We start from the raw sequence: 23,314 nt of genomic DNA, 5'->3' as shown, positions 1-23,314 counted from the left end.
GCTTAAGAGCCACTTAAAAACCCGCTCAAAAAGTCTATAGTTAATCTATAAAAACCTAAACACTTTAATATATTTTTCAGCTTAGGCATGCGCATACAACATTGATTTTTATAAACATAGAGGGAGGTGAAGCGAAGAAGTTATTAAATAAGCTTTTGTGATTTAATACTTCTGCTACCACCCTGCCTCCATGTAAAGCCCTAAGAAGGCTTAACATTTTTTCTAGCAGCATTCCTTCTTCTTCGCCTTTTGTTGCTTTTAGAAGCAGCTGAGTTATTAGTTTCCGCAGCCACCTTTGCTGATTTGTTGGCTGTGCTTCCATGCTGAGGTTCAGCTTTGGGTTCAGGTGGCAATTCAACTAGTTTGTTAAGAATATTTTTCTGATTAGGGTTAAGTTTAGTACGGATAAGAGATTGCTGAGCTGCCGTTAGCGTATTAAAAGTCTCAAGCGCACGGCGTCTTCTCTTTATCTTCTGATGAATATCTTCCATCGATAAAGTTTTCTCTTGCTCATTATCTTTTTCTCTCTTGTCTTCCAAAGTCTGCGCTTCTTTTTTAATGTCACCTTGAGCAGGAAGCTGGACCTGGCTTTCTACATGCTCATCGTCATTTTTGACTGCCTCTAACCTTTGTACGAGCTCTTCCTCCACTAGCTTTTCTCGTTCTATCCCTATTAAGAGTGGCTCTTGTGCGTACATGGTTGAGTTACGTGCAGAATGACTGGGGCTATCCCGCCATTCATCCAAGTTTACCGAGTTACGTGCCGAGCTATTTGTTGATCCTGGCTCGTTACTTAGCTTATTAGCCATTTGGTTAAAGGCACTTCCGAATGTTTGTAGTAAGATATCGTTTTCAGCTTCGGAATGCTCTTCAGCTTCTTGGGGAGTTACACTTTTTAACTTCATCGCTAAAATAAGGTCTAGCAAATCTTCGACATCCTTCTCCTCTTCTATGTTTGAGGGATTGATGAAGCTATTAGGTGGGAGTGGTGGGGGTGGAGGCACTCCATTACTAGGAATGGCAGGTAGAGGACGAGATTGCGTATCTGTAGATAGCGCAGCTTTTTTAGCAGCAGGCAAAGATTCAACTGCTTGAGAAGATGGTAAAGAGGTAGGGTCAGAAGGTGATTCATTTAAGCCAACTTGGGCTTGCTGCGGACCTGTAAGGTGCAATTTATCATGAATATCTTTGCAGGTTTTAGGCGAAACGATACCAGTTATTAAACAACAAATAGGAGAAATAGTTAAAAACATTACAAATTTATAGGCATGCAAAGCAACATTCACCCAGCTTTTGGAAAGATTTTCAGAGATGAGGTTATAGCTTTCAAGCTTACTCCAACTTCTTTTTTTCAAAGCAGGTATTTGACCTAAGGTAGTGATATAGGTAGCAGCAGCCATTTTGATAATAAGATTAGCTAGTTGTTGGCCTGCAGAAGGCACACAAGATATTGTTGACACAAACACCCAACCACGCGCAGCTAAACGACATCTACCTGTTTCACTTAAAACAGCTTTATGGAGAGCCCAATTAGCGGGAGAGGCATCTATAGAAAAAAACTTAAGTTTAGTAACACGTGTAGCCATATGACACCTTTATGCAAAAATTTGAATACCAACGTGCATATTAATAAATACCCAAATAGTTTACAATTACAACTTTAAAAAGCCTGTTTAGAAGTTTATAGAGATAAGAGGTAGAGAAACGAGGCGGAAATTGATTTCCTATGGCTTGACAGATAAGCAAAGCCTTAACAAAAAATCTAGAATAAATAATAAAGAATACCTAGGGTATTTATAAAACACGGGAGGTATTAACCGATAAATCTTAAAGAACAGCGGGATAGTTTTTATCCAATCATTTCTAAAAGGCAAAGTCTAAGCTTTCCTCTTCACTATCGCTTTCATCTTGTGCTATAGCTAGGCGTAAGCTATTTAAGCTGCTCGTTAATAACTCTTGACATGAGGCCTTTTCTAATTGGTCTTCCTCTGAAGTTTTTTCTTTTTTTCCTAAAGCGCTATAAGAATTCTTACTTGTAGCACTCCTCATGCTACCAGATGGGTCATAAGAGCGATTTTTATTTAAAAATTCCCGGTCGAGCTCGGTATAATCAAATTGGCCATTTTGATCATCATCGCTTAGCTCCCATTCACTTTCCTCAATAGGAGATTTTTCTTCCCCTGCGGATGAAGTATTTTTCTCCTTAAGCTGCGAAAGCTTGCACCAAAATGCACCCGTCATATTTAACAAAAGATCTGGCATACTCATCGATTTATGAGCCACTAAATCTTGCTGGCTTGATTCTGAGCTTGCCACATCCAAATGAGCCCTCATTAGAGTTTCTTGGTACGGTACTGATAAACTGGAGATAGGGCTGCTGCTCTTAGTTATCTGCTTAGCTGTGGCTTGCAAAGGGCTCAGGCTAGTGTTTACATTTGCTTTAGCTGAAGCATGAGGAAGACCTGGTTGAATAGGCTTTAGCTTAACGCTAGATAAAATCTTAGGGGTTACAACAAAAGGAGCATTCAGAACTGCCGATTTTGGCTTGAGCGAGCTAGAGTTGTTAAGAGGAAGCCTCTTTACCTTTTTTAAACCTTCAAAGCCTTTTTGTGGACTAGCCTTGATAACGGTATTTGCATAAGACCGCCTTACATAGGAATCAACGGAGCTATTATGGTTAGAAGGTAAAAGGCTATTTGCAGAAGAGCAATGCATGTTTACAAGAGCATCGAATGCTAAGCGATGGGAGGCTGAGCTTGCAATCAAAATCCTACCTATGATGGTAAGCTTAAAGCAAACAATAGCAGCCATGCCTGCTAAAATGCGTAGAGCAAGGCTCCTAACTTTTACCGAATACCCATCTTTTTGAAAGATTATTTTCTTACCAAAAGCTACATTAGCAAAAAAATAAAATAAATTTCCTATTTTTTCTCTTTTATCCGCCTGATGGGTAGGTCCTTCATAAATATGAAAAGCACGTGAACCCAATTCATTTATATTTCTTGCTGCCATATTGTGTCCAAATTTAAATTTATACAATAACATATTTAATATTTATAATAAAGAACTATTACAGTTAATTAATTAAAAATTGTTAATTACATTTTAAATCTTATCTTAGAACACTGTATAACTTGCTTTAAGCCAAGCTTTTCCTTTAAAGGATAAACTCATCATCTATTTGCTGCAAAAGATTATTTTCAATAAGATAGCGAAAAACAGTAGGACTTATAGGTTAAGTAAATGGATAAGGCGTGCAAAATTTATTTAGGTTGGCTGAAAACTTTTTTTTATCTTTTATTATTTTTATTATTACTAATAATTTTGATTCCTTCCTCTTCATTGAATAGTTATGAGCTAAGCGAACTAGCTTTGAAGGAGGTGCCTACCTCTTTTAAAGGCCGGTTTAGACCTTTGGAGGTAACAGCTCGCTTATGGCTTGAAGGCTATTATCATCGACAATCTATCAAGTCACAGCATTATCAAGCTTTCCATAGGATTGGGCCTTCAGCCTTATCTCTTCTTTGGCATCTTCAATTTCAGGCTCATTATCACTGGGATGACACTCCCCTTTTTTGGATTTACTCGGCCCGCTTGAAACAATTATTAGACCTTCCCGTGAAAGATAATTATTTTACCTATCAACAGCTTCATCAAGCGATTTATGAGCGCAAAAAAACTAATCTTGCCTTGATTAAAGAATTAGTGACCTACCATTTCCTTAAGGCTTATTTTGAAGCTCCTAACTACGCCAATAGAGAAAAAATGGAGTTAAGTCATCTATCTTCTGGGCTCTGGGCGATCTTCAAAAAAGGTCAAGTTTTTATTACCGCCCATCCTAAAAACCCTCCTTGGCAATACCTTAAGCCCGGATTTATGACTTCCGATCCCAGTGAGGAGCTTACTTCTGACCATGTTAAAAAACATCGCCATCTTAATGAAGAAATTTTAAGAATTTTACAAGCTTTAAAACAGTTTTCCTATCTGAAAGGTCCTTATGCCGAGGGAGATAAGGAGTATCAAGCCCTTTATCGGCACTTAACAGCAAAAAACTTAGCCCCCTATCAAATCGCAGAATTTCTTGAGCAAGAATATCCTTTAAGCCAAAGACTAGCTTATGCGGGCACAATCCTCAAGGTTTTGCCCGCAAAAGATGGGGAATGGTATTCTCTTAATGCTCTTACCATGCATCACTACAATGTAGAAAAAAATCTATTAGAGCCTATTTCCAATTTTACTCTTTATCCTAATGAACAGTTTGAGCAGCTACGCGACCTTTACTATAAGCTTATCAAGGATTATAACAATAAAGAATATAAGCAGCAGCTAGCTAATCTACTGATGGATAATTATCATCCTTTAATTGGACAGCCTATTCAAAAGGCTTGGGGGAAATCTCTTACCTATCCTTCTATCAAAAAGTTAAGAATGGAGCATTGGTATTATCAATTACCTTTAATCGAAGCCACTATCGCTCTCTACAGCTTAGCTATTATCCTATTCTCCATTGGACTTAGCCAGAAAAAGCAAAAATTTAATAAAATTGGTTCTTGCTGTATCTTCCTAGCATTTTGTTTAAATACTCTAATTTTAGTTCTTCGCTGTCTTATTTTAGAGCGTCCTCCGGTATCCAATATGTTTGAAACCGTGATTTATGTACCATGGATCGCTGTATTGACAAGCCTTGCGCTTGCAAGGAAAATAAAAAATTCATTCATTATGTTAAGCGCATCTATCGTAGCGTTAGCTTTAATTATTATGATTAAAGTGACGGGCTTAGGAAGCAGCTTAGAAAATGTTCAAGCTGTTTTAGATTCTCACTATTGGTTAATTATTCATGTTTTAATGGTAGTAGGCAGCTACGGAGTCTTTGCTTTAGCAGGCGTTTTAGGACAGATCTACCTTTGTCAATATTTAATTCATAAACAGGAAACGTCCGAGATGCGAGAATTAGGCCAAACAATTTTGCAAGCAGTCTATGTGGGAGTTATTCTTCTTATTCCAGGTACTCTATTAGGAGGGATTTGGGCAGCTCAAAGTTGGGGCCGCTTTTGGGATTGGGATCCTAAAGAATCATGGGCCTTTATCTCTAGCTGCATTTATCTTATCTTCATCCATGCCTACACCTTTAAGCATATCTATTTCTTTGGATTAGCAATGGGGTCGATATTAGGCTTGCTAGCTATTAGCTTTACATGGTATGGAGTGAACTACATCTTAGGTACAGGATTACATAGCTATGGATTTGGAGCAGGGGGCGAAATTTATTATTATCTGTTTATTTTAGCGGAACTATTTTTTTTAATAGTTGCTGGCTATTTTCATTTAAAAGCTGTACAGGTAAAATCTTTTGAACGGAAATAAAATGATTTGTTAAAATTTTAGCATGCAACCAAAAGCCTACACAAATCCCCCAATAATAGGTTAGCTTATAGGAACCCCATGAAACATATTAAAAGTGAAAGATTAAAAAAACTTGAAGTAGAACTTAACGATCTTGAACAATGGCTTAAGCTCGGCCTCGTTCCTAAAAAGGATATGGATAAACATAAGGAAGAAATACGCGCTATTCAGACTAAGATTGAAGAAGAGAAAGAAAGGCTTAAGTTTCTAAAAGAAAGTGGCGAAGCGGAAGAATATATAGCTCCTAAACGCCCTACAGCCCGAGCAGGCTACACCGAAATGCCAACTATCCCTGACATAGATATGGGAGATACAGGGGCAGGCATAGGCGATACAGCTTTTGACATGGAGACTGATGCCATTGATGTAGAAAGCTCTGTGATTGAGGAAAAGGATGAAACTGAAGATGAAGAGGGAGCTACACGCGATGAAAATGCTGAGGAAGAGGAAGAAGAAGAGGAATCTTATTTCAGCGATCGCAATCGATGGCGCCGCGGAGGAATCATAGACCCTGATGCAGATGAATGGTAGAGTGAATAAAGAGCCTCCTCCTTTGTTAAAAATTAAGATATTCAATTTAAATGCCGCCCCCTAAAGAGCCTATTAGTCTTTATTTTCATATACCTTTCTGTACACATAAATGTGGCTATTGCCACTTTTATGTGTTACCTAATCGCCAAGAGCTGAAAGATATTTTCATGCAAGCTTTGGCTAAGGAATGGTCGTTACGCCTTCCTGATCTTATCGATAAAGAAATTGTTAGCATTTATTTTGGTGGGGGTACGCCTTCTTTATTAGGAGTAGAGTATCTAAGTGAAATTATTGAATGGATCAAACGCGATGTAAACTTTGATCCTTTAACCACTGAGGTTACCCTCGAAGCCAATCCAGAAACTATTACTTTTTCTCTTATGCAAGCTTATGCGCTAGCCGGTGTCAATCGGGTGAGCATAGGCATACAAACACTCAGCAATACTCTATTAGAAAAGCTAGAAAGACAACATAGCGCAGAAAAGGCTATCGAAGCAGTTTGGACCTCCTATGAAGCCGGGATAAAAAATCTTACCATCGATCTCATGTACGACCTTCCTAACCAAACTCTAGCCATTTGGAAAGAAACGCTTTTGCAAGTAAGCCAATTACCCATCAAACATTTATCGCTTTATAATTTAACTATTGAACCTCATACTACCTTTTTTAAATATCGTAATCTTTTACTGAAAACTTTGCCAGATCCTGACTTAAGTTTACAAATGTATGAGATGGCTCAAGCAATGCTAAATAGCTGCCACTTAAAGCAATATGAAATATCAGCTTTTGCTCAAGAGGGCTTTCAGTCTAAGCATAACACAGGCTACTGGGCAGGTCGTCCTTTCTTAGGATTTGGTCCCTCGGCATTTAGCTATTGGAAAGGCAAACGTTTTCGTAACATTGCTCACCTTAAGCGTTATGCTTATCTATTGAGCAATGAGAATTTTCCTCTTGATTTTGAAGAACAGCTAGATCCTGAGGCAAGCCAAAGAGAGCTATTAACGATTCGCCTAAGAATGAGAGAAGGAATTGATTTAAAAGCTTTTCAACAAACACATGGTGCACTTAGCCAGGAGACATTACAAAATCTTACCGACTTAGAAGAGCAAGGATTTATTCATAAAGAATCAAATAGGATAAGCCTTTCCCAGCAAGGCGTTCTTTTTTATGATACGGTAGCAACCGAGCTCATCTAAACTTCTTATAAATTCTAGCGACAGCTAATCAAAAAGATGGCCGCTTTTTTCTCTATGTTGGGTAAAGGCATCTTTTTCCACCTATGCACAGGCTCTGAAACAACTCCTTGCTCAGGCATAGTCAGCTCCCAAGCGGTGCAAAGCCAAGTATCTTCTGCTAATGTATTTAATAAACCTTGAAGCATATGCATATTGCGGTAAGGAGCTTCCATAAAAATCTGAGTAACCTGGTCCGTACGCGCTAAAGTTTCTAATCGTTTAATATCTTTCAGGCGGCCTGCTTCATCCGCTTTTAAATAACCGTGGAAAGCAAAGCGTTGTCCTGAAAATCCAGAGTGTATAAGGGCTAGGAGAATAGAAGAAGGGCCATTAAAGACTTGCACGGCTATACCTGATTGGCGCGCACGACGTACAAGCTTAGAGCCAGGATCGGCTACACAAGGCAAACCTGCATCAGATATTAAACCCCAGCGCTCACCCTTACGAATAGGCTCTAATAAAAAGTCGATATCCTCTTGAGGAGTATGCTCATTATAAATAGCTATCGGCATCTCAGAGATTGCTTTTTTAGTTTTGAAACGACTTAGATAACGACGCCCCGCCTTTTCACTTTCACAAATCAATCCATCAAGAGTAGAAACAGCTTTATCTACGCTATTGGGCAAGAAAATTTCATGATAGCGATGCTCCCCTAAAAGATTAGGTAAAAGTAATAAAGCGGGTTTATTCATAGTTGTTAACCTTAAATAATAAGTTTTGCTATAAGACGCTCGATCAGATAAGAATAATCTGTTGAGCTATTTTTGGCTGCTGTTTCAGCCTCATCTATTAAAATCATTCCTTTGCGAAAACGAGCCATCCCATAATTTCTAGCCAGCTGAATATGTCTTTCCAAAATTTGCCCTTTCATATAGCCAAATTGTTTAGACACTTCTGCTCCAGTCCCCCCCTGGGCTAGAATGGTGCATACTTGAAAATCAGTTTGAAATTGGCTACGAATTTGCCTTAGCAAAATGAGCAAAGGAGTACCCTCTTGAAGCAAAGCTGCAGCAATACGTAAAGCAGTAGAGGCATCTCGGCGAAAAAGTGCCTCACCTAGTTGCCAAATCGTTTCCGTATTTACAGAAATGCAAACAGCTTCTACATCTTCCAATGAGATCTGACGCTTTTCGCCCACATAGCAGACTAATTTTTCTATCTCTTGGCTTAAAATTGCCTGTTCGGTACCCATTTGCTTTAAAAGCGCCTGACTAGCAGAAGGGTTGATCTGTTTTCCATAGTGATTAATCGTTTGATCCATCCACTCTTTTAAAGACTTTTCTTTTTCCCAGGGCTTTTCTTCCGCTATTTCTAAAATGATCCCTACCCATTCACTTTTCTTATAAAAATTCGTAGAGGCATTTAAGGAGGCTGCTGTTAAAACAAGATAAACATTCTTGTTAGGATTTTCATAATAAGCCAGCAACTTTTCTGTTGCCGCTTTTAAAAGGCTCTCAGCATGGTGGATCACCACTACTCTTTTAGAAACAAAAGAATCTAAAGATTGTAATTCAGCCATAACCTTGCTTATGTCTACTTTTTCTTCGCTATAAATGCAAAGAGCCATGGGATTAGAGATTTGTTCTCCTAAAAGATGAGAAATAAGTCTTTCATAAGCTATTTTTCTATTAAACTCATCTTTACAAATAATCGTATAGACAGGGGCAAAGTGTAGGGGCGCTGCACTCTCAAGATGTTTTTCAAAAGCTTTTAAATGATTATATTTCATAGGAAAATTATTATAAAGAACTCGCCAGAAGAAGTCTACAAAGAGATGCCCATGGGAGAATGTAAGGTATAAAAAGCAAGCTTGCCACCTTTAGCTTAACAAAATTGATTAGATCTCATCGAAATAAGCTTGTTAAGTAATTTTTAAATTCTCAGCTAAAGAAGCTGCAAACTTGCTCCTAATTTACAATTATTCGAATTTAGCTTCAGTCAAAATAGCTTCCCATGTTTTACGCGCATGCTCTAAATCTTCTGTGTGTATGGTGCTATAGCGAAGAACCGCGATTTCGTTGCCTTTCTTAATGATGCGAATCCACTCATGTTGAGTATTATCGGGAGAATTTCCATTAATCCACCATTCCCCTAAAAGGCTATTTATTTTTTGCACACTCACTTTAGATTCTACTTTTGCATTCGCATAACGTCTTTGCAGCTGCGTGATGAACTGAGAAAAATATTCAGCAGGAGTAATATCGATATCAGTCATTTCAGTCACAGAAAATAGCTCGGTTGCATTCTCGGGCTGCTCATTTTCAAGAATGTATTGGGTAATTTTCATTTGCTCTTGAGTATCCTCAGTAGCTAATTTCCATAGACGTCCATCAGCTTTCAAAGAATATTGAATCTTTTCCCTGCTTCTTTCTGCTTCTTTTGCTTGGTTGCCCGTATGGTGAGATTCTACTCTTGGCTCCTTCTTGCAAGCGATAAGGGAAAGCGCTAAAGTTAAAGGGAGGCATACAACTGTTACATATCTAATCATTTTCATTGGAATATCTCCTAGTATTAAGTAAAATTAGACTCTAATGATATATCCAAACTCAAGAATATATGCAATCAACATCCTTATCATGTAGCCCTATCGGTTATTTTTACACTTCAGAAAAAGAACGCTACTCCTTGCCCAAGCAAGCAGGCCTATTTAAAAATAATAAAGGAAAAATACTCTTAAACAGGCACCAAAATTTTGAGCAGGCTTTACATGATTTAGCGGGCTTTAATAAGATATGGGTCATTTTCTGGTTTCATCGTAATCACCATTGGAAGCCAAAAGTTTTAACGCCCCACGGCCCTCCTAAGCGCGGGCTTTTTGCTACTCGCTCTCCTCATCGACCTAATCCTTTAGGGTTAAGCTGCTTGGAAATTACTGGGGTAAGTCAACTTGAGATAGATGTCGTTAATCATGATTTGCTAGATGGCACGCCTATTTTAGACATCAAACCTTATATTGAATATGTAGATGCTTGGACAGATACCCAACAAGGGTGGCTAGAGTCTTGTAAGAAAAAAAGCCCTTATCCAATTATATGGGAGGAAGAAGCCCTTGCGCAAGTAAGCTATCTAAACAACCGTTGTAGCTTTAACTTTCAAGAAGAAATTAATTTTAGATTGGCAACACATCCCTACCCTTCTTCTAACAATCGTATTCTTCATTGTAAAGATAATGATTATCTACTCGCTTATAAAACGTGGAGATTCTTTTTTAGAATTACCTTACCCTATATCCACGTTATAAAAATTGGCACAGGCTATGACAGAGAAACGATCAAGGGTGAGAAGAAATCTGCCTGGAATGATGTAGATTTACATCGAGAATTTCTAAAAAAATTTACTTTAAGTGAACTTTAATTTCTTTTTACTTGGAGCTTAATTCTTAATCCCTTAACATCTGGATGAAAAATAGTTGAGTAAGAGTATGGCAGTATTAGAATTTAAGCAGGAGACACACCTATCCCCTTCAACAGGGCATAGGAAGCGCTCTACCGATTCTTCTTCTGCCACCTTGCAGTCTTTTGAAGAAACCTATAAAACTTCTTATAGCCATGGCTTAGAAAATATTTATGCCTTAGAAAATGTCGATATCAAATCAATAAGGCGTATAGAAACGCTTTCTCCAAAGGTCTCTCCTCCCTTAAAAAGCAAAAAAGAACTTTTCATAGGTGAGGAAGATGAATTAGACCTAGGAGAGGAGTTTAGAGGCTGGATACCCTCTTTCACCACAAAAGTTCCCATCCAAATTTTAGAATTATCTAAATATATTGAAAAAGCTCTTCTTGAAAATGGTAAAAAAACAATAGGGGATCTAACAAAAGCTTCTATAGATGACCTTGCTTTTTTACGTGGAATAGGTCAAGGACATCTTGAAGAAATTAATTGCAAGTTAAACAATTACCTAGAAAGTCGCGCGCTTGGCAAATGCAAAAAAGTAGATTTTTTAGCTTGGCTGCAAAGTCTAGTCGCTACGCAAGAACGGAAAAAAGCTTATGCACTTTTAGAACCCTACAATCTCACTGAGCTTTTTGTCCTCTCCCCTAGCGAAAAAGTAGAATTGCGTCAATTGAGTTTAGAAAAAAAGCAAGACTGGATCCAAGAAGTGGTAAGTAAAATGACTACTCCCCTGCAAAAAGAGAGGGCCTTTGAGGATATGCAGCTGATTTTTAATGTATTTTTTAAACCCTGGATTCGCCGTCGTGGCGGCATAGCCACTCGCCATGAACTTATCGAACGCATGCAACGTATCAGCGTAAACAAAGCGATAGGTATAAGCATAGTTAACTTTCTGCAAACCCACTTTTTTGATCGTAAAGATTGCCTTTCTTTATTTTTACAAGAAATTGAGGAGGAAATCTATGCTTGCGATAACCACAGCATGCAGGAATATAAGGAAATAATATCTAAGGCTCTTTCTTATTTTTATAAGGCCTCCATTTATTATCGATTGCCTGAGCTAATTACCTGGGTAGAAAAAGAATTAGCAAAAACGTGGATAGGATACCAAGAGGGTTACGTGGAAAAGGTTATACGCTTATCTCCTACTTTTTGTATTATTAGAGGTTCTTCGGGGTGTTTAGAGGTTTATTGTCGACAATATTCTTTATAATAAAGGTGTCGTTTCTTCTTAATTATAAGGCAGTAAGGTCTTTGTGATTAGTCCACCTTATGCAGATGCAAATTTTTTTGTAAATTTTGCAATCCTTGATAAGCCATTAGTTGGCTTTAAGGGTTAACGTATATTTTAGAGCAAAGCGAGTTATGGGGGGTTTTAATTTTAAAAAATTCAAGCTTGCAATAAGCGCTAAGAGTGCAAAAACATGGTTTCATTGAGAACAAATAATGTCGGTGAAAGCCTTCTCAAGGCTAGCATTTTGCTTTATCGATTTACGATACTCATAATTGCCGCCATTGGTGGTAGATTTCATAGCTTCAGTCAAAATCATGATTTGGATCGTTAATTGCAGTAGGGAGAATGCGTATAGAGCCGCCTTCGCATTTTGAAGATCGTTGCGATTAAAGCTACAGGGAAAGATAACTCTTTAACTCACATAATCCTCTTATCTCCATCTTTGAAATTTAACTCCCTCCTTCCCCAACTGAAACTTAACCTACTGATTTTTAAAACCTTATAAAAGTTAATTCTTAAACTTAAATTTTATAAGCTTGTCAGTAAGATTCAACTTATTGTCCGGAGGGAATAGCATATGCTTTCAAGGCATACTCAATGGCTTTTTCTAAATTCCTTTGACTCTGATAGATTATCGACAAATTGGTATAAAGGATTATCATCTTAGGATGTTTTTCTCCAAGCAACTTAAGACTCATTGTGGCAGCCTGATTGACATACGCAGCGGCTTTTTCTAACTTTCCTTGATGATAATATGTCATCCCTAAATTGTGGTAATAAACAGCCACCATTGGGTGATTTTTGCCAAAAATTTTAAGACTAATATTGAGCGCTTTCTTGGCAAATTCAGCAACCTTTTTTGTATTCCCGATAGCTTGGTAAATCGCCCCCACATTATTGTAAAGAATTGCCATGTTGGGATGGTTTTCACCAAATAGTTCAAGATTGATAACGAGTGCTTGATTGAAATACTCGGTAGCTTTCTCTAAATTTTTTTGGTCTCTATAGATTATTCCCAAGTTATTGTAAATAATCGCCACTTTCGGATGATTTTTATCTAACAACTTAAGAGTAATAGTAAGGGCTTGATGAACGTATTCAGCAGCTTCTTTTAGCTTCCCTTGATCATAATAGAGCATTCCAAGGTTATTGTAACGATCTGCTAAAGTAAAATGCTTATTACCAAATAATTTAAGATCAATAGCAAGCGCTTTCTTGAAGCACTCAGCGGCCATCTCTAAATTCATTTGATCTTTGTAAATAGTTCCTAGATTATTATAGCAGGTTGCCGTAGTAGGATAATTTACGCCAAATAGCTTAATGACAATGTCAAGCGCTCGAATGGCATATTCCGCGGCTTTTTCTAAGTTCCCTTGGTCCTGGTTAATGTGTGCTAGATTGCCGTAATCTTTGGCGACCCGGGAATGATTTTCACCGAATAGCGTGTGATTGATAGTAAATGCTTTCTTGAAGCACTCAGCGGCCTTTTCTAAATCCCCTTGGTCTCTGTAGATCGTTCCCAAATTGTTATAATCTCTTGCTATCTTTGGATGGTCTTCACCGAATAGTTTAAAATCAATGTGGAGTGCTTGGTTAACACATTTAGCTGCTTTTTCTAACTTTCCTTGTTCAACGTAGATCATTCCTAGATTGTTTTGATCGGTTGCTACAGTAGGATGACTTTCACCAAACAGCTCGAGCTCAATAGAAAGCGCTTGATTAATACAATCAGCGGCTTTTTCAAAATTACCTTGTTCCTGATAGACCGTCCCTAAGTTGTTATAACAGATTGCTACCATAGGATGATTTTTACCAAAGAGCTTAAGTCTGATAGCAAGCGCTTGCTGAATAGACTTAATGGCCTTTTCTAATTTCCCTTGTTCATGGTAAATTGACCCTAAATTATTATAATAAATTGCAATAAAGGGAGAATCTTCGCCAAAAAGCTTAAAGTCAATGTCGAGTGCTTGATTGATAAGATCAGCGGCTTTTCTTAATTTCCCTTGTTCTTGGTAAACCACACCTAAATTGTTATAGCTTTTTGATAAGCTAGAATGATTTTTATCAAACAGCTTAATTTTAAAAGTAAGAGCTTGCTTGGCGTACTTAGCAGCCTTTTCTAGTTTCCCCTGGTTTAAATAAATGGCACCAAGAGAATGTAATACTTCAGTATTTTTTGAGTTTTCTCGCAGAGCTTTAAGGTACCAATCTTTTGCTTCTTCTTGCTGAAATAATCTTAAAGCTATCTCTCCTCGAATTTGGGGCGAGCAATCATTCAAAGATGAAGATTTAAGCTTGCTTTCATTACCTAATAAAAACTCTTGAATAGCTTTTTGGAAAGGAATAAAAATACGGTAAATTTTTTTTATCTTTTTTAAAGCCTCTCGATTTAAAGCAAAGTGCTTTTTAATAAGTTCAGAATCCTCAAAGCCAAAAGGTTTAATTAAAGGATTCATCATCTCTTTTTGAGCTTGATAATGCGAATAGGTTTTAAGTCGCATAAATAAAGCTATGCTCATCCATTTTTTTAAATTTTTGGCTGCAGCTATTGTTAAAACACTTTGTTTGTTTAGCTTCTCAATTCTATCAAAAGTATTCGGGTCTTCTATCCCTGTAATGAGGGCTAGTCTGTCCAAAGCCAAATGAGGAAAGCGATAGAAATCATTTTTGACTTTAAAAAGCATTCCTTGGCTTCCTAAATTACCTAATCCTGGATCGAAAGTAGCCATATCCACTTGAGCTAAATGATACTTGGCTAAGTAATCTCTAAGATTAAGGCCTTTTTGATAAGGGGTATCAAGCTTTTCTTGAATTTTTTGTCTATATTGCTCTATTAGCTCAGGATTACCTAGTAAAAGAGTGAAAGATAGAAGTTCCATAGGAAGATGAGGCTCTTTTTCATGCCACCATTGGCCTTTTTCATCTTTAGCTATATATTGAGCCATCTTATCAGGGGTTTGAATAAGTTCGAATGTCTTGAGATTACCAAAGGGAGTTTTACAGCCTTTTCCTTCTACGCCCGCTCCATCAAAGGCAAAACCTCTTGGAGTTAAGCCATCAAAAAAATCTATGGCTTTTAGGCAAGGAATGTTTAAAGCAGGAAGAATGGTTTCTCCTAAATTAATGATTTTCAAATGAATCAATGCGCTCAGGCGCTTAAAATACTCCCTATTTTTTGAGGTATCCTCTTTTATAAGAATACCAAACTCTAAATCGGAATAAGGAGTCATCTCTTCTCTAGCTAAGGAACCAAAGCCTATCATAGCATACTCGCAAGGCTCAGCTCCTAAGGTGTCAATACTCTGCTTTACAAGCATTTCAAAGAAAGCTTTTATCTGTTGAGAAATCTCACCATAAAGCTCTCTGGCCACCTGGGGAGCCGGGGTCTCAGGTAAGGATTGGATTTCTTTCTCTATCTTACTTCTGAAATCCTTTAATTTTTGTCGGTTTCCTTCAAATTGGTTTCTTAGTAAATCATAGTTTAAAGTTTTTTGCTCATACAGTTGGCTAAGTAGGTTTTGAATTTTAGCAAGCTTTTCTCTAAGAATTTCATGCCTCTCGACGGAAGAAAGATGCATAGCATAATTGTAAAGCCCTGCGGCTTGAAGAAGCGTTTCAGAGGTTTCTTTTGCACCATAGATATCCCCTAATTTTTCTATGCAAAAGCCTTCTTGAATAGTAATGTTTTGTTGCGCAGGATCTTGAATATGATCTTTATCTCGAACAATAAGTTCTAGAGCTAGCGTATAGGCTTTTTCTGCTTTTTCAATAGTATCTTTTGATAAAAAGCTATTACTTTCTAGAATTTTTCTTAATTCATCATCTGTTAAGTTATCAAAAGAAAGAAGCAGCTGTTCATAAATTTTTGAAGACAAAGGAGTGAAGGAAGTGGAATTCTTAAAAGTTTCTTTCTTATTAACAGAGCAAGTCAGCTGTTGTATAGGAGGAAACTTAAATTTAAAATCTGTTAAATAAAGCCTTTTCCATAAATCAGTCGCTTCTACAATTTGTTTCCATTCTTTACACACAAGTCTTAAGCTGCATAAGTCTTGCAGGCTAAGTTCCGCACATATTTTTAAATCTATTTTTCCATATCTAATCGAATTTTCTAAAGAACTAGAAGAATTTTCTTTTTTCGTCTTTAATTCAGAGCGCACAACAGGCTTAATAGGTGAACTATCTGAAATCATTTATGTTAGCTGCCTTTTGTAGTATGTTAGTTTGATCTAACTACAAGCAAGTATGCATTTTTATCAATGAACTTTCAACTATCCTTTAGCGTGTCTTTAAAAGCAAAAGAAACAATAGTGTTGCCTTACTATTTAGCTTAATCACTTTTTTATAATCAAGCATTTGCATGGCATTCGACAAATCAATACTGTTTTGTCTTTTTTTAAGATATACGAAATAATGTTAAGTATCTATTTTAGCCTATTTTATCGTGATTAAGTCAGCCTAATGAAGGAATAACTTGATTGCCAACTGTTTCTTTCAAAACATTTTGAGGATATTAATATACGTCTTTACAGGTTGGCATTGATTGCTGTTAAATCTATATACTGGCTACCGCTCATTCTGAGCCTAACTTTAAAAGCTTTCTCATTATATTTGGTTGCTTTTTTTCCTTTTCCTTGAACTTGATAAATTTTCGCTAGAGTTGCATACATAATTGCTATTAGGAGATAAATTTTTACTTAAAAGACTAACATCAATTTTGGGGACCTTCTTGATGTACTCATTACTTGTTTCCAATCTTCTTGTTATGGAGTGTTACCAAGTAGGCGGCAATTATTGCCATATCCTCATTATCTTCTTTATGATCTCTATAAATGTTAAGTGCGTCGCTAGCATATTTAGCTGCTTCATTTAGCCTTCCTTGAGCAGCGTAAATTGATGATAGGTTAATGTAACGTTTTCCAACCCGAAGGCTATTTTCTCCAAAAAGATCGAGGTCGATTTTGAGGGCCTTTTCGATATACATAGCTGCCTGATTTAAATCTTCTTGCTCTTGGTAAATGAGTCCTAAGTTATTATAAGTAGTAGCAACACCTGGGTGATTTTCTCCATATAAATTACAAAAAATCTCGAGAGAGTTACAAGTATACTCGATGGCTTTTACAAAATCCTTTCGGCTTAGGTAGACTTGACCTAGGTTGTCATAATTTTCTGCCACAAAAGGATGAGCTACACCAAAAAATTTAAGATTTATTTCTAGCGCTTTCTTACAGTATTTAGTTGCTTCATCAAAATTTCCTTGCCCTAGATAGATTGTTCCTAAGTTGTTGTAATCTGTTGCTGTTAAAGGATGATATTCACCATAGTAGCTTTGGTCAATTGCTAGAGCTTTCTTGACATATTCTGCTGCTTTTTCCAACTCCTTTTGATCTTGATAAATCATCCCTAAATTATTATAGTAGGTCGCTACGTTGGGATGATTTCCTCCATACAGGTGAGCATGGATTTTAAGTGCTTTCTCAAAATACTCATTTGCCTGTGTTAACTCTCTTAAGGCGAGGCAAATTCTTCCCAAATTATTATAGTCTCTTGCAATATGTAAATGATCCTCAGGGAGAAACTCAAGATCAATTTTAAGAGCCTTATCAGCATATTTTTTAGCTTCATTTGATTCCCCCTGCTCTACATAGATATCTACTAAGTTACTATAATCGGTTGCTATTCTAACAGGGTTTTCCCTAAAGTCTTTAATATCAACTTGAAGCGCTTGATGGATATATTTAGCCGCCTGATCTAAATTTCCTTGAGCAAGGGAGATACACCCTAATGCAGTTAGTATGTCAGAATCTTCAGAGGCAGCGTCTTTTGCTGAAAGATAATGCTTCTTTGCCTCTTCGTATTGAAGCAGCCTTAAAGCTATATCTCCATCCATTTGAAACAAGACCTTATCTAAAGTAGCAGATCTAAGTTCCTCTTCACGTCCTGCTAGAAACTCTTGCAAGGCTTCGTGGAAAGGTATGAATATACGGTAAATTTTCTTTACCTTTGCTAGGGCTTCATGATCTAAAGCAAACTGGTTTTTGATAAGTTGTGGATCTTCGAATCCGAAGGGCTTAATGAGAGGATTCATCATCTCTTGTTGCGCTTGATAATGCGAGTAGGTTTTAAGGCGCATAAATAGCACTATGCTCATCCACTCCTTTAGCTTTTCAGCTGCGCTGTCACTGATAATTTCTTGCTTATTTAATTGGTCAATTCTAGTAAAAGTATCCGACGCTTTTATTTCTTTAAGGAGGGCTAGCCTGTCTAATGCCAGATGAGGAAAACGATAGAGATCATTTTTAACTTTAATAAGCATCCCATGCTTTTCTATGCCGAGCATCCAGGGATCGAAAACCTTCATATCCTCTTGAACTAAATGTTGCCTGGCTAAATATTGACGGAGATTAAGGCCTTTTTGATAAGGCGTATTAAGGTTTTCTTGAACTTTTTGCCTATATTGCTCAGTTAGCTCCTCCGTGCCTAGCAAGTGAGTAAAGGTTAAAAGTTCCATAGGAAGATGACGTTCTTTCTCATGCCACCATTCCTCATCCTTATCTTGGGCAATATATTGGGCCATTTTTTCAGGTGTTTGGATAAGTTTAAATTTGCCATTACCTAAAGGAGTTTTACAGCCTTTTCCTTCTACTCCTGCTCCATCAAAGGCAAAGCCTCGTGGCGTAATGCCATCGAAAAAGCCTATTTCTTTTAAGCAAGGAACATTTAAAGCAGGAAGGATAGTTTCTCCTAAGTTGATGACTTTCAAGTGAATTAGATTTGTAAGATTCCTAAAATACTTCTTATTTACATCGCTATCTTCTTTTATAAGGATGCCAAATTCTAGGTCGGAATAAGGAGTCATCTCTTCTCTAGCTAATGAACCAAAGCCTATCATCGCATATTCACAAGGTGACGGGCCTAATACATCAATCGCCTGATCTACTAGAAAGCTAAAAAAGCTTTTTATACGCTGTGCAATACCTCGATAGAGCTCTCTTACTTGTTGGGGGGAAGGAGTGTCTGGTAAGCTTCGAATTTTTTTCTTTATTCTTCTTCTATGCGATCTCAAGGCTAGACGATTACTCTTAAATTCTTTTGTTATTAAAGCTTCATCTAAATGTTTTCCTTTACAGAGTTGAGCAAGTAAATCGTGGGCCGTTAGAAGCTTTTCTTTAGTAATTTCCTGCTTATCGGCTGAAGAAAGACGCCTAGCATAATTGTAAAGCCCTGCAGCTTGGAGAAGCGCTTTAGAAGTTCCTTTTTCAGCATAGATATCCCCTAATTTTTCTATACAGCCAACTTCTTGGGCTAGCTTTTTAGTATCTACAACTTCTTGGAGGGGACCATCCTTCTGAGTAACGTGTCTTAAAGCGAGACGATAAATATTTTCTGCTAAAGGGTGTTTTTCAACTACCTGTTTCCATTCTTTGCAGACCTGTTTAGCTCGGCACCAGTCTTGCAATCCCAATTTCTCAAATATCTTAAAAAAAATTTCTATATATGGTGGATCCGTTCTTTCGTGATTAAGAGCTTCATTTTTTATATTTTTAAATGCAGGAAATATGCAAGCATGCATGCATAGATTGTCTAGACTCATGAATTATCCATTTTATTTAATTTTATTGAGAGTTCAAATAGGCATACAAGATTGCTTACAGCTTTCTTGATACCCCTCTCACTTAGCAAGATGAATAGCGATTGTGATGCTGGATCTCTCCGCCCGACTAGCCGATTCATTAGCAGGGTTAATCACTTGTACATTATTCATTAATTACAAAAAAGCTTTTTTTAAAAAAAGTATTAATATTTTGCTTAGGCGCTCACAGATTTTCTATTTAGCTCAGGTGCTATATTAAAGCCGCTTACTAATGCTACTTTTTCACCTTTAAATTGTTAGGATAGCATAACTAGGCATGCAAAAAGGCGCGCTTATTTTTCAATTAAGCTTAGGATTTCCTCCCCCTTTGCTTGCCAAGTCCTTCTAAAATAATCAGTTTACTTTCATAAAAACACTCCGGAGGGTAATTTGAGTACTTGTAAATCACTATTAATGGCTTCTACCGCGGGATGATGGATATCATGCATTGCAATACTACTTCTAAGCGCCTTTTTAGTATATTCAACTGCTTGTTTTATATTTCCCTGCTTTATATATATATTGCGTAGATTAAGATAATCTTTAACTATCTCTGGATGATTTTCTCCATAAAGTTTAAGATCAATTAGTAGCGCTTTATTGATACATTCAGCTGCCCTCTCTAATTCCCCTTGCTCGTAATAAATCATTCCTAAATTGCTGTAATCGAATGCTAAAGTAGAATGATTGGCACAACAAAGCTTAAGGTCTATAGTGAGTGCTTTTTTGACATATTTAGCTGCTTTTTTTAAATCATCCTGCCCTCTATACATTATTCCAAGCTCATAGTATCCTGCTGCGACATCAGGATGATTTTTACCAAAAAGTTTACGTGCAATATCAAGCGCTTCATTCATACACTGAATCGCTTTTTTTAGATCACCTTGCTTTTGATAGCTTCGCCCCAGATTGTTATAATCAATAGCTAGCGCAGGATAATTTTCATTAATAAGATCAATAGCGCATGCTTCCTCGCCATACTTAATCGCCTTTTCTAAATCCCCTCGATCTCTGTATATTAATCCCAAATTGTTGTAATCTCTCGCCACCGTATGATGATTTTCCCCATAAAGCTTAAGGTCAATAGCGAGTGCTTTGTTGCCATACTCAGCTGCTTTATCTAAATCGCCTTGTTTTTGGTAGATTGTTCCTAAATTGTTGTAATAAGTTGCCAGAGTAGGATAATCTTCACCAAAAAGTTTAAGTTCAATGGCGAGAGCTCTCTTGACATATTTAAACGCCTTTTTTAAATTGTTTTGCTCTTGGTAACTTAGTCCCAGATTGCTGCAATCTCTTGCTATGCTAGAATGATTATTACCGTAAAGCTTAAGATCAATAATAAGCGCTTTTTTGCTATACTCAATTGCCTTTTCTAAATCCCCTTGCCTATGATAAATTGTTCCTAGATTGTTATAATGAGTCGTCACCATATGGTGATTATCACCAAATAGCTTAAGGCTAATATTAAGCGCTTTCTCGCTATACTCAATTGCCTCTTTTATATTTCCTTGCTCTTGGTAAATGATTCCTAAGTTGTTAAGTTCCCTTGCCACGGTAGGATGATTTTCTTCAAAAAGATTAAGATCAATAGCAAGCGCTTTTTTGGTATGCTTAGCTGCTTTCTCTAACTTGCCTTGTTCTTGATAGATTTGGCTTAAGTTATTGTAATCGATTGCCACATCAGGATGATTTTCTCTAAAAAATTTAAGGTCAATATCAAGCGCTTTTTTGCTATACTCTGCCGCTATTTTTAACTTGCCTTGTTCTCGATAAATGATTCCAAGAGTACTTAAAACGTTTGAACTTTGTGGATTTGCTTCTTTTGCTAGAAGATAGTATTTTATTGCTTTTTTATGTTGGAAAAGCCTTAGGGCTATAGCACCTTGATTTTCTAAAGAGTTATCTTCCAAATCAGAAGAATTGAGACTATTTTCATTGCCTGCTAAAAAATCTTGCACTGCTTGATAAAAAGGAATAAAGATACGATAAATACTCTCTATTTTTTCTAAAGCTTCATGATCTAAAGCTAACTGCTTTTTAATAAGGACAGGATCATCAAATCCAAAAGGTTTAATTAGAGGATTCATCATCTCTTGTTGCGCTTGATAGTAAGAATAGGTCTTAAGGCGCATGAATAGCGCAATGCTCATCCAATCTTTTAACTTATTAGCTGCACCCTCCGTTATAATCCCTAGTTGGTTTAGTTTATCAATCCTAGTAAAGGTTTGGAAAGCTTGTACTTTGTTAAGAAGAGCTAACCTATCTAAAGCTAGATGAGGAAAACGATAAAGATCATTTTTAACTTTAATAAGCATCCCATGTTTTCCTATGTCACGCATTCCTGGATCAAAAGCCGTCATATCCTCTTGAACTAGATGTTGCTTGGCTAAGTACTGGCGAAGATTAAGGCCTTCTTGATAAGGTGTATCGAGCTTTTCTTGAAGTTTTTGTCTATATTGCTCTATTAGCTTAGGATTACCTAGTAAATGAGTAAAATTTAAAAGCTCCATAGGAAGATGAGGCTCTTTTTTATGCCACCATTCCTCATCCTTATCTTGGGCAATATATTGGGCCATTTTTTTAGGTGTTCGGATAAGTTTAAATTTGCCATTACCTAAAGGAGTTTTACAGCCTTTTCCTTCTACTCCTGCTCCATCAAAGGCAAAGCCTCGTGGCGTAGTGCCATCGAAAAAGCCTATTTCTTTTAAGCAAGGAATATTTAAAGCAGGAAGGATAGTTTCGCCTAAGTTGATAACTTTCAAATGAATTAGATTAGTAAGATTTCTAAAATACTTCTTATTTACGTCGTTATCTTCTTTTATAAGAATGCCAAATTCTAAGTCAGAATAAGGGGTCATTTCTTCCCTAGCTAAGGAACCAAAGCCTATCATGGCATATTCGCAAGGTGCCGGGCCTAAAACATCAAGCGCCTGATTAACTAGTGAGCTAAAAAAAGCCTTTATATCCTGAGCGATCTTACCGTAAAGCTCTTTCACTTCCTGGAAAGAAGGATTTTTTGATAAATTGCAAATTTGCTTCTCTATTTGGCCTCTAAAATCCTTTAATTTTAGCCGGTTATCTTCAAATTGCTTCTTAATCAGACCATAGTCTAAAAGTTTTCCTTCGTAAAGTTCACTCATTAGGTTTTGAATTTTAGCAAGCTTTTCTTTAAGAATTTCATGCCTCTCAGCAGAAGCTAAATGCAGCGCATAATTATAAAGCCCTGCAGCCTGAAGTAATGTTTCGGTTGTACCTTTTTCCTGATAAATATCTCCTAGTTTTTCTATACAATATGCTTCTTGGACTAGCTTTTCTGCGCAAACTTTTTCGCGCAGAGGGTTGTTCTTTTGAATAGCAAGCTTTAAACCTATCCTGTAAATGTCTTCTGCTAAAGCGCTGCTTTCAATTAACTGCTTCCATTCTTTACATACGAGCTTGGCTTGGCACAAATCTAGGGGTTTTAATTTTTTGAATATTTTTAAAGCACTTTCTGCATATGCTGACGTATCTGTTTGAGGAGAAATAGAATTGTTAAAGGCAGGAAATATAAGAGGATGGGTATTTAAGCTCTCTAAATTCATAGGGGTTATCTTTTTACTTAATTTTATTAAAAATTTAAATAGGCATTAACGTTATTTATAGTTTTTATACTAGCTTTTTAGCCTGCTAGGCTGAAAAACCGCTATCGCAGCTACCTTTTCTTTTGCCAGCTTAGCAAAATTTCTTACAAACTTAATCCTTTGTACATGATTAATCAAATTTAATCCCTTCGTATTTTTTAAATCAGGCAATCAACAAGGTAACCATTTGATTGCTAAGAGGTTTTAAAACTTTACCGTTAGCTCCACTTGCTTTATAAAAAGTTCTTAGAGTTACGTTTTTCTTTAT

14 protein-coding genes are annotated in these 23,314 nt (G+C 36.9%); 5 read left to right on the top strand and 9 right to left on the bottom strand.

Going from position 1 to position 23,314, the window contains the following annotated elements:
- Positions 1-200: 200 nt before the first annotated feature.
- Together NEOC95_RS02940 and NEOC95_RS02935 are read right to left on the bottom strand one after the other, a co-directional pair.
- A complete protein-coding gene (locus NEOC95_RS02940; RefSeq protein WP_213151438.1) occupies positions 201-1,586 on the bottom strand; it encodes a hypothetical protein in 1,386 nt (461 codons plus the stop codon).
- 277 nt (positions 1,587-1,863) lie between these two features.
- Complete coding sequence (locus NEOC95_RS02935) at positions 1,864-3,045, bottom strand: hypothetical protein (RefSeq protein WP_213151437.1); 1,182 nt, start codon at positions 3,043-3,045, stop codon at positions 1,864-1,866.
- Between the two features lie 336 nt (positions 3,046-3,381).
- On the opposite strand from NEOC95_RS02935, the gene NEOC95_RS09585 reads away from it, so the two are divergent.
- The 3 genes from NEOC95_RS09585 to hemW all read left to right on the top strand — a co-directional run bounded on the left by NEOC95_RS09585 (position 3,382) and on the right by hemW (position 7,130).
- Positions 3,382-5,364: a cytochrome c biogenesis protein gene (locus NEOC95_RS09585; RefSeq protein WP_213151436.1), complete on the top strand. Its 1,983-nt coding sequence runs from the start codon at positions 3,382-3,384 to the stop codon at positions 5,362-5,364.
- Between the two features lie 87 nt (positions 5,365-5,451).
- On the top strand, positions 5,452-5,934 hold the full coding sequence (locus tag NEOC95_RS02925) for a hypothetical protein (protein ID WP_039384409.1): 483 nt from the start codon (positions 5,452-5,454) through the stop codon (positions 5,932-5,934).
- Positions 5,935-5,984: 50 nt separating this feature from the next.
- Positions 5,985-7,130 carry a radical SAM family heme chaperone HemW gene (gene hemW / locus NEOC95_RS02920; protein WP_213151432.1) on the top strand — a complete coding sequence of 382 codons (1,146 nt, stop codon included), beginning with the start codon at positions 5,985-5,987 and terminating at the stop codon, positions 7,128-7,130.
- A 14-nt stretch (positions 7,131-7,144) separates the two neighbouring features.
- Here the strand turns inward: hemW and NEOC95_RS02915 are convergent, their stop codons facing one another.
- The 3 genes from NEOC95_RS02915 to NEOC95_RS02905 form a co-directional block, all read right to left on the bottom strand.
- Complete coding sequence (locus NEOC95_RS02915) at positions 7,145-7,861, bottom strand: SAM-dependent methyltransferase (RefSeq protein WP_166155134.1); 717 nt, start codon at positions 7,859-7,861, stop codon at positions 7,145-7,147.
- An 11-nt stretch (positions 7,862-7,872) separates the two neighbouring features.
- Entirely contained in the window at positions 7,873-8,898 is a 1,026-nt protein-coding gene (gene holA / locus NEOC95_RS02910; RefSeq protein WP_213151431.1) for a DNA polymerase III subunit delta, read from the bottom strand.
- 189 nt (positions 8,899-9,087) lie between these two features.
- A complete protein-coding gene (locus tag NEOC95_RS02905; protein WP_213151429.1) occupies positions 9,088-9,663 on the bottom strand; it encodes an HI_0983 family protein in 576 nt (191 codons plus the stop codon).
- 62 nt (positions 9,664-9,725) lie between these two features.
- Here NEOC95_RS02905 and tsaA point away from each other — a divergent pair, with 62 nt between their 5' ends.
- Both tsaA and NEOC95_RS02895 read left to right on the top strand, forming a co-directional pair.
- Complete coding sequence (tsaA, locus tag NEOC95_RS02900) at positions 9,726-10,523, top strand: tRNA (N6-threonylcarbamoyladenosine(37)-N6)-methyltransferase TrmO (RefSeq protein WP_213151427.1); 798 nt, start codon at positions 9,726-9,728, stop codon at positions 10,521-10,523.
- A gap of 67 nt (positions 10,524-10,590) precedes the next feature.
- Positions 10,591-11,775 (top strand): DNA-directed RNA polymerase subunit alpha C-terminal domain-containing protein, encoded by a 1,185-nt coding sequence (locus NEOC95_RS02895; RefSeq protein ID WP_213151425.1) that lies wholly within the window; start codon positions 10,591-10,593, stop codon positions 11,773-11,775.
- Between the two features lie 575 nt (positions 11,776-12,350).
- Here the strand turns inward: NEOC95_RS02895 and NEOC95_RS02890 are convergent.
- The 4 genes from NEOC95_RS02890 to NEOC95_RS02875 all read right to left on the bottom strand — a co-directional run bounded on the left by NEOC95_RS02890 (position 12,351) and on the right by NEOC95_RS02875 (position 23,007).
- Positions 12,351-15,986: a tetratricopeptide repeat protein gene (locus tag NEOC95_RS02890; RefSeq protein ID WP_213151422.1), complete on the bottom strand. Its 3,636-nt coding sequence runs from the start codon at positions 15,984-15,986 to the stop codon at positions 12,351-12,353.
- A 333-nt stretch (positions 15,987-16,319) separates the two neighbouring features.
- The gene (locus NEOC95_RS02885) at positions 16,320-16,463 is read right to left on the bottom strand and encodes a hypothetical protein (RefSeq protein WP_213151419.1); all 144 of its coding nucleotides are present in this window, start codon (positions 16,461-16,463) and stop codon (positions 16,320-16,322) included.
- A gap of 71 nt (positions 16,464-16,534) precedes the next feature.
- A complete protein-coding gene (locus tag NEOC95_RS02880) occupies positions 16,535-19,387 on the bottom strand; it encodes a tetratricopeptide repeat protein (protein ID WP_213151417.1) in 2,853 nt (950 codons plus the stop codon).
- 404 nt (positions 19,388-19,791) lie between these two features.
- Positions 19,792-23,007 (bottom strand): tetratricopeptide repeat protein, encoded by a 3,216-nt coding sequence (locus NEOC95_RS02875; RefSeq protein ID WP_213151416.1) that lies wholly within the window; start codon positions 23,005-23,007, stop codon positions 19,792-19,794.
- Positions 23,008-23,314 lie beyond the last annotated feature (307 nt).

It is taken from the genome of Neochlamydia sp. AcF95, assembly GCF_018342455.1.
Classification (GTDB): Bacteria; Chlamydiota; Chlamydiia; order Chlamydiales; family Parachlamydiaceae; genus Neochlamydia.
This window is presented reverse-complemented; position numbering and strand designations above follow the sequence as displayed.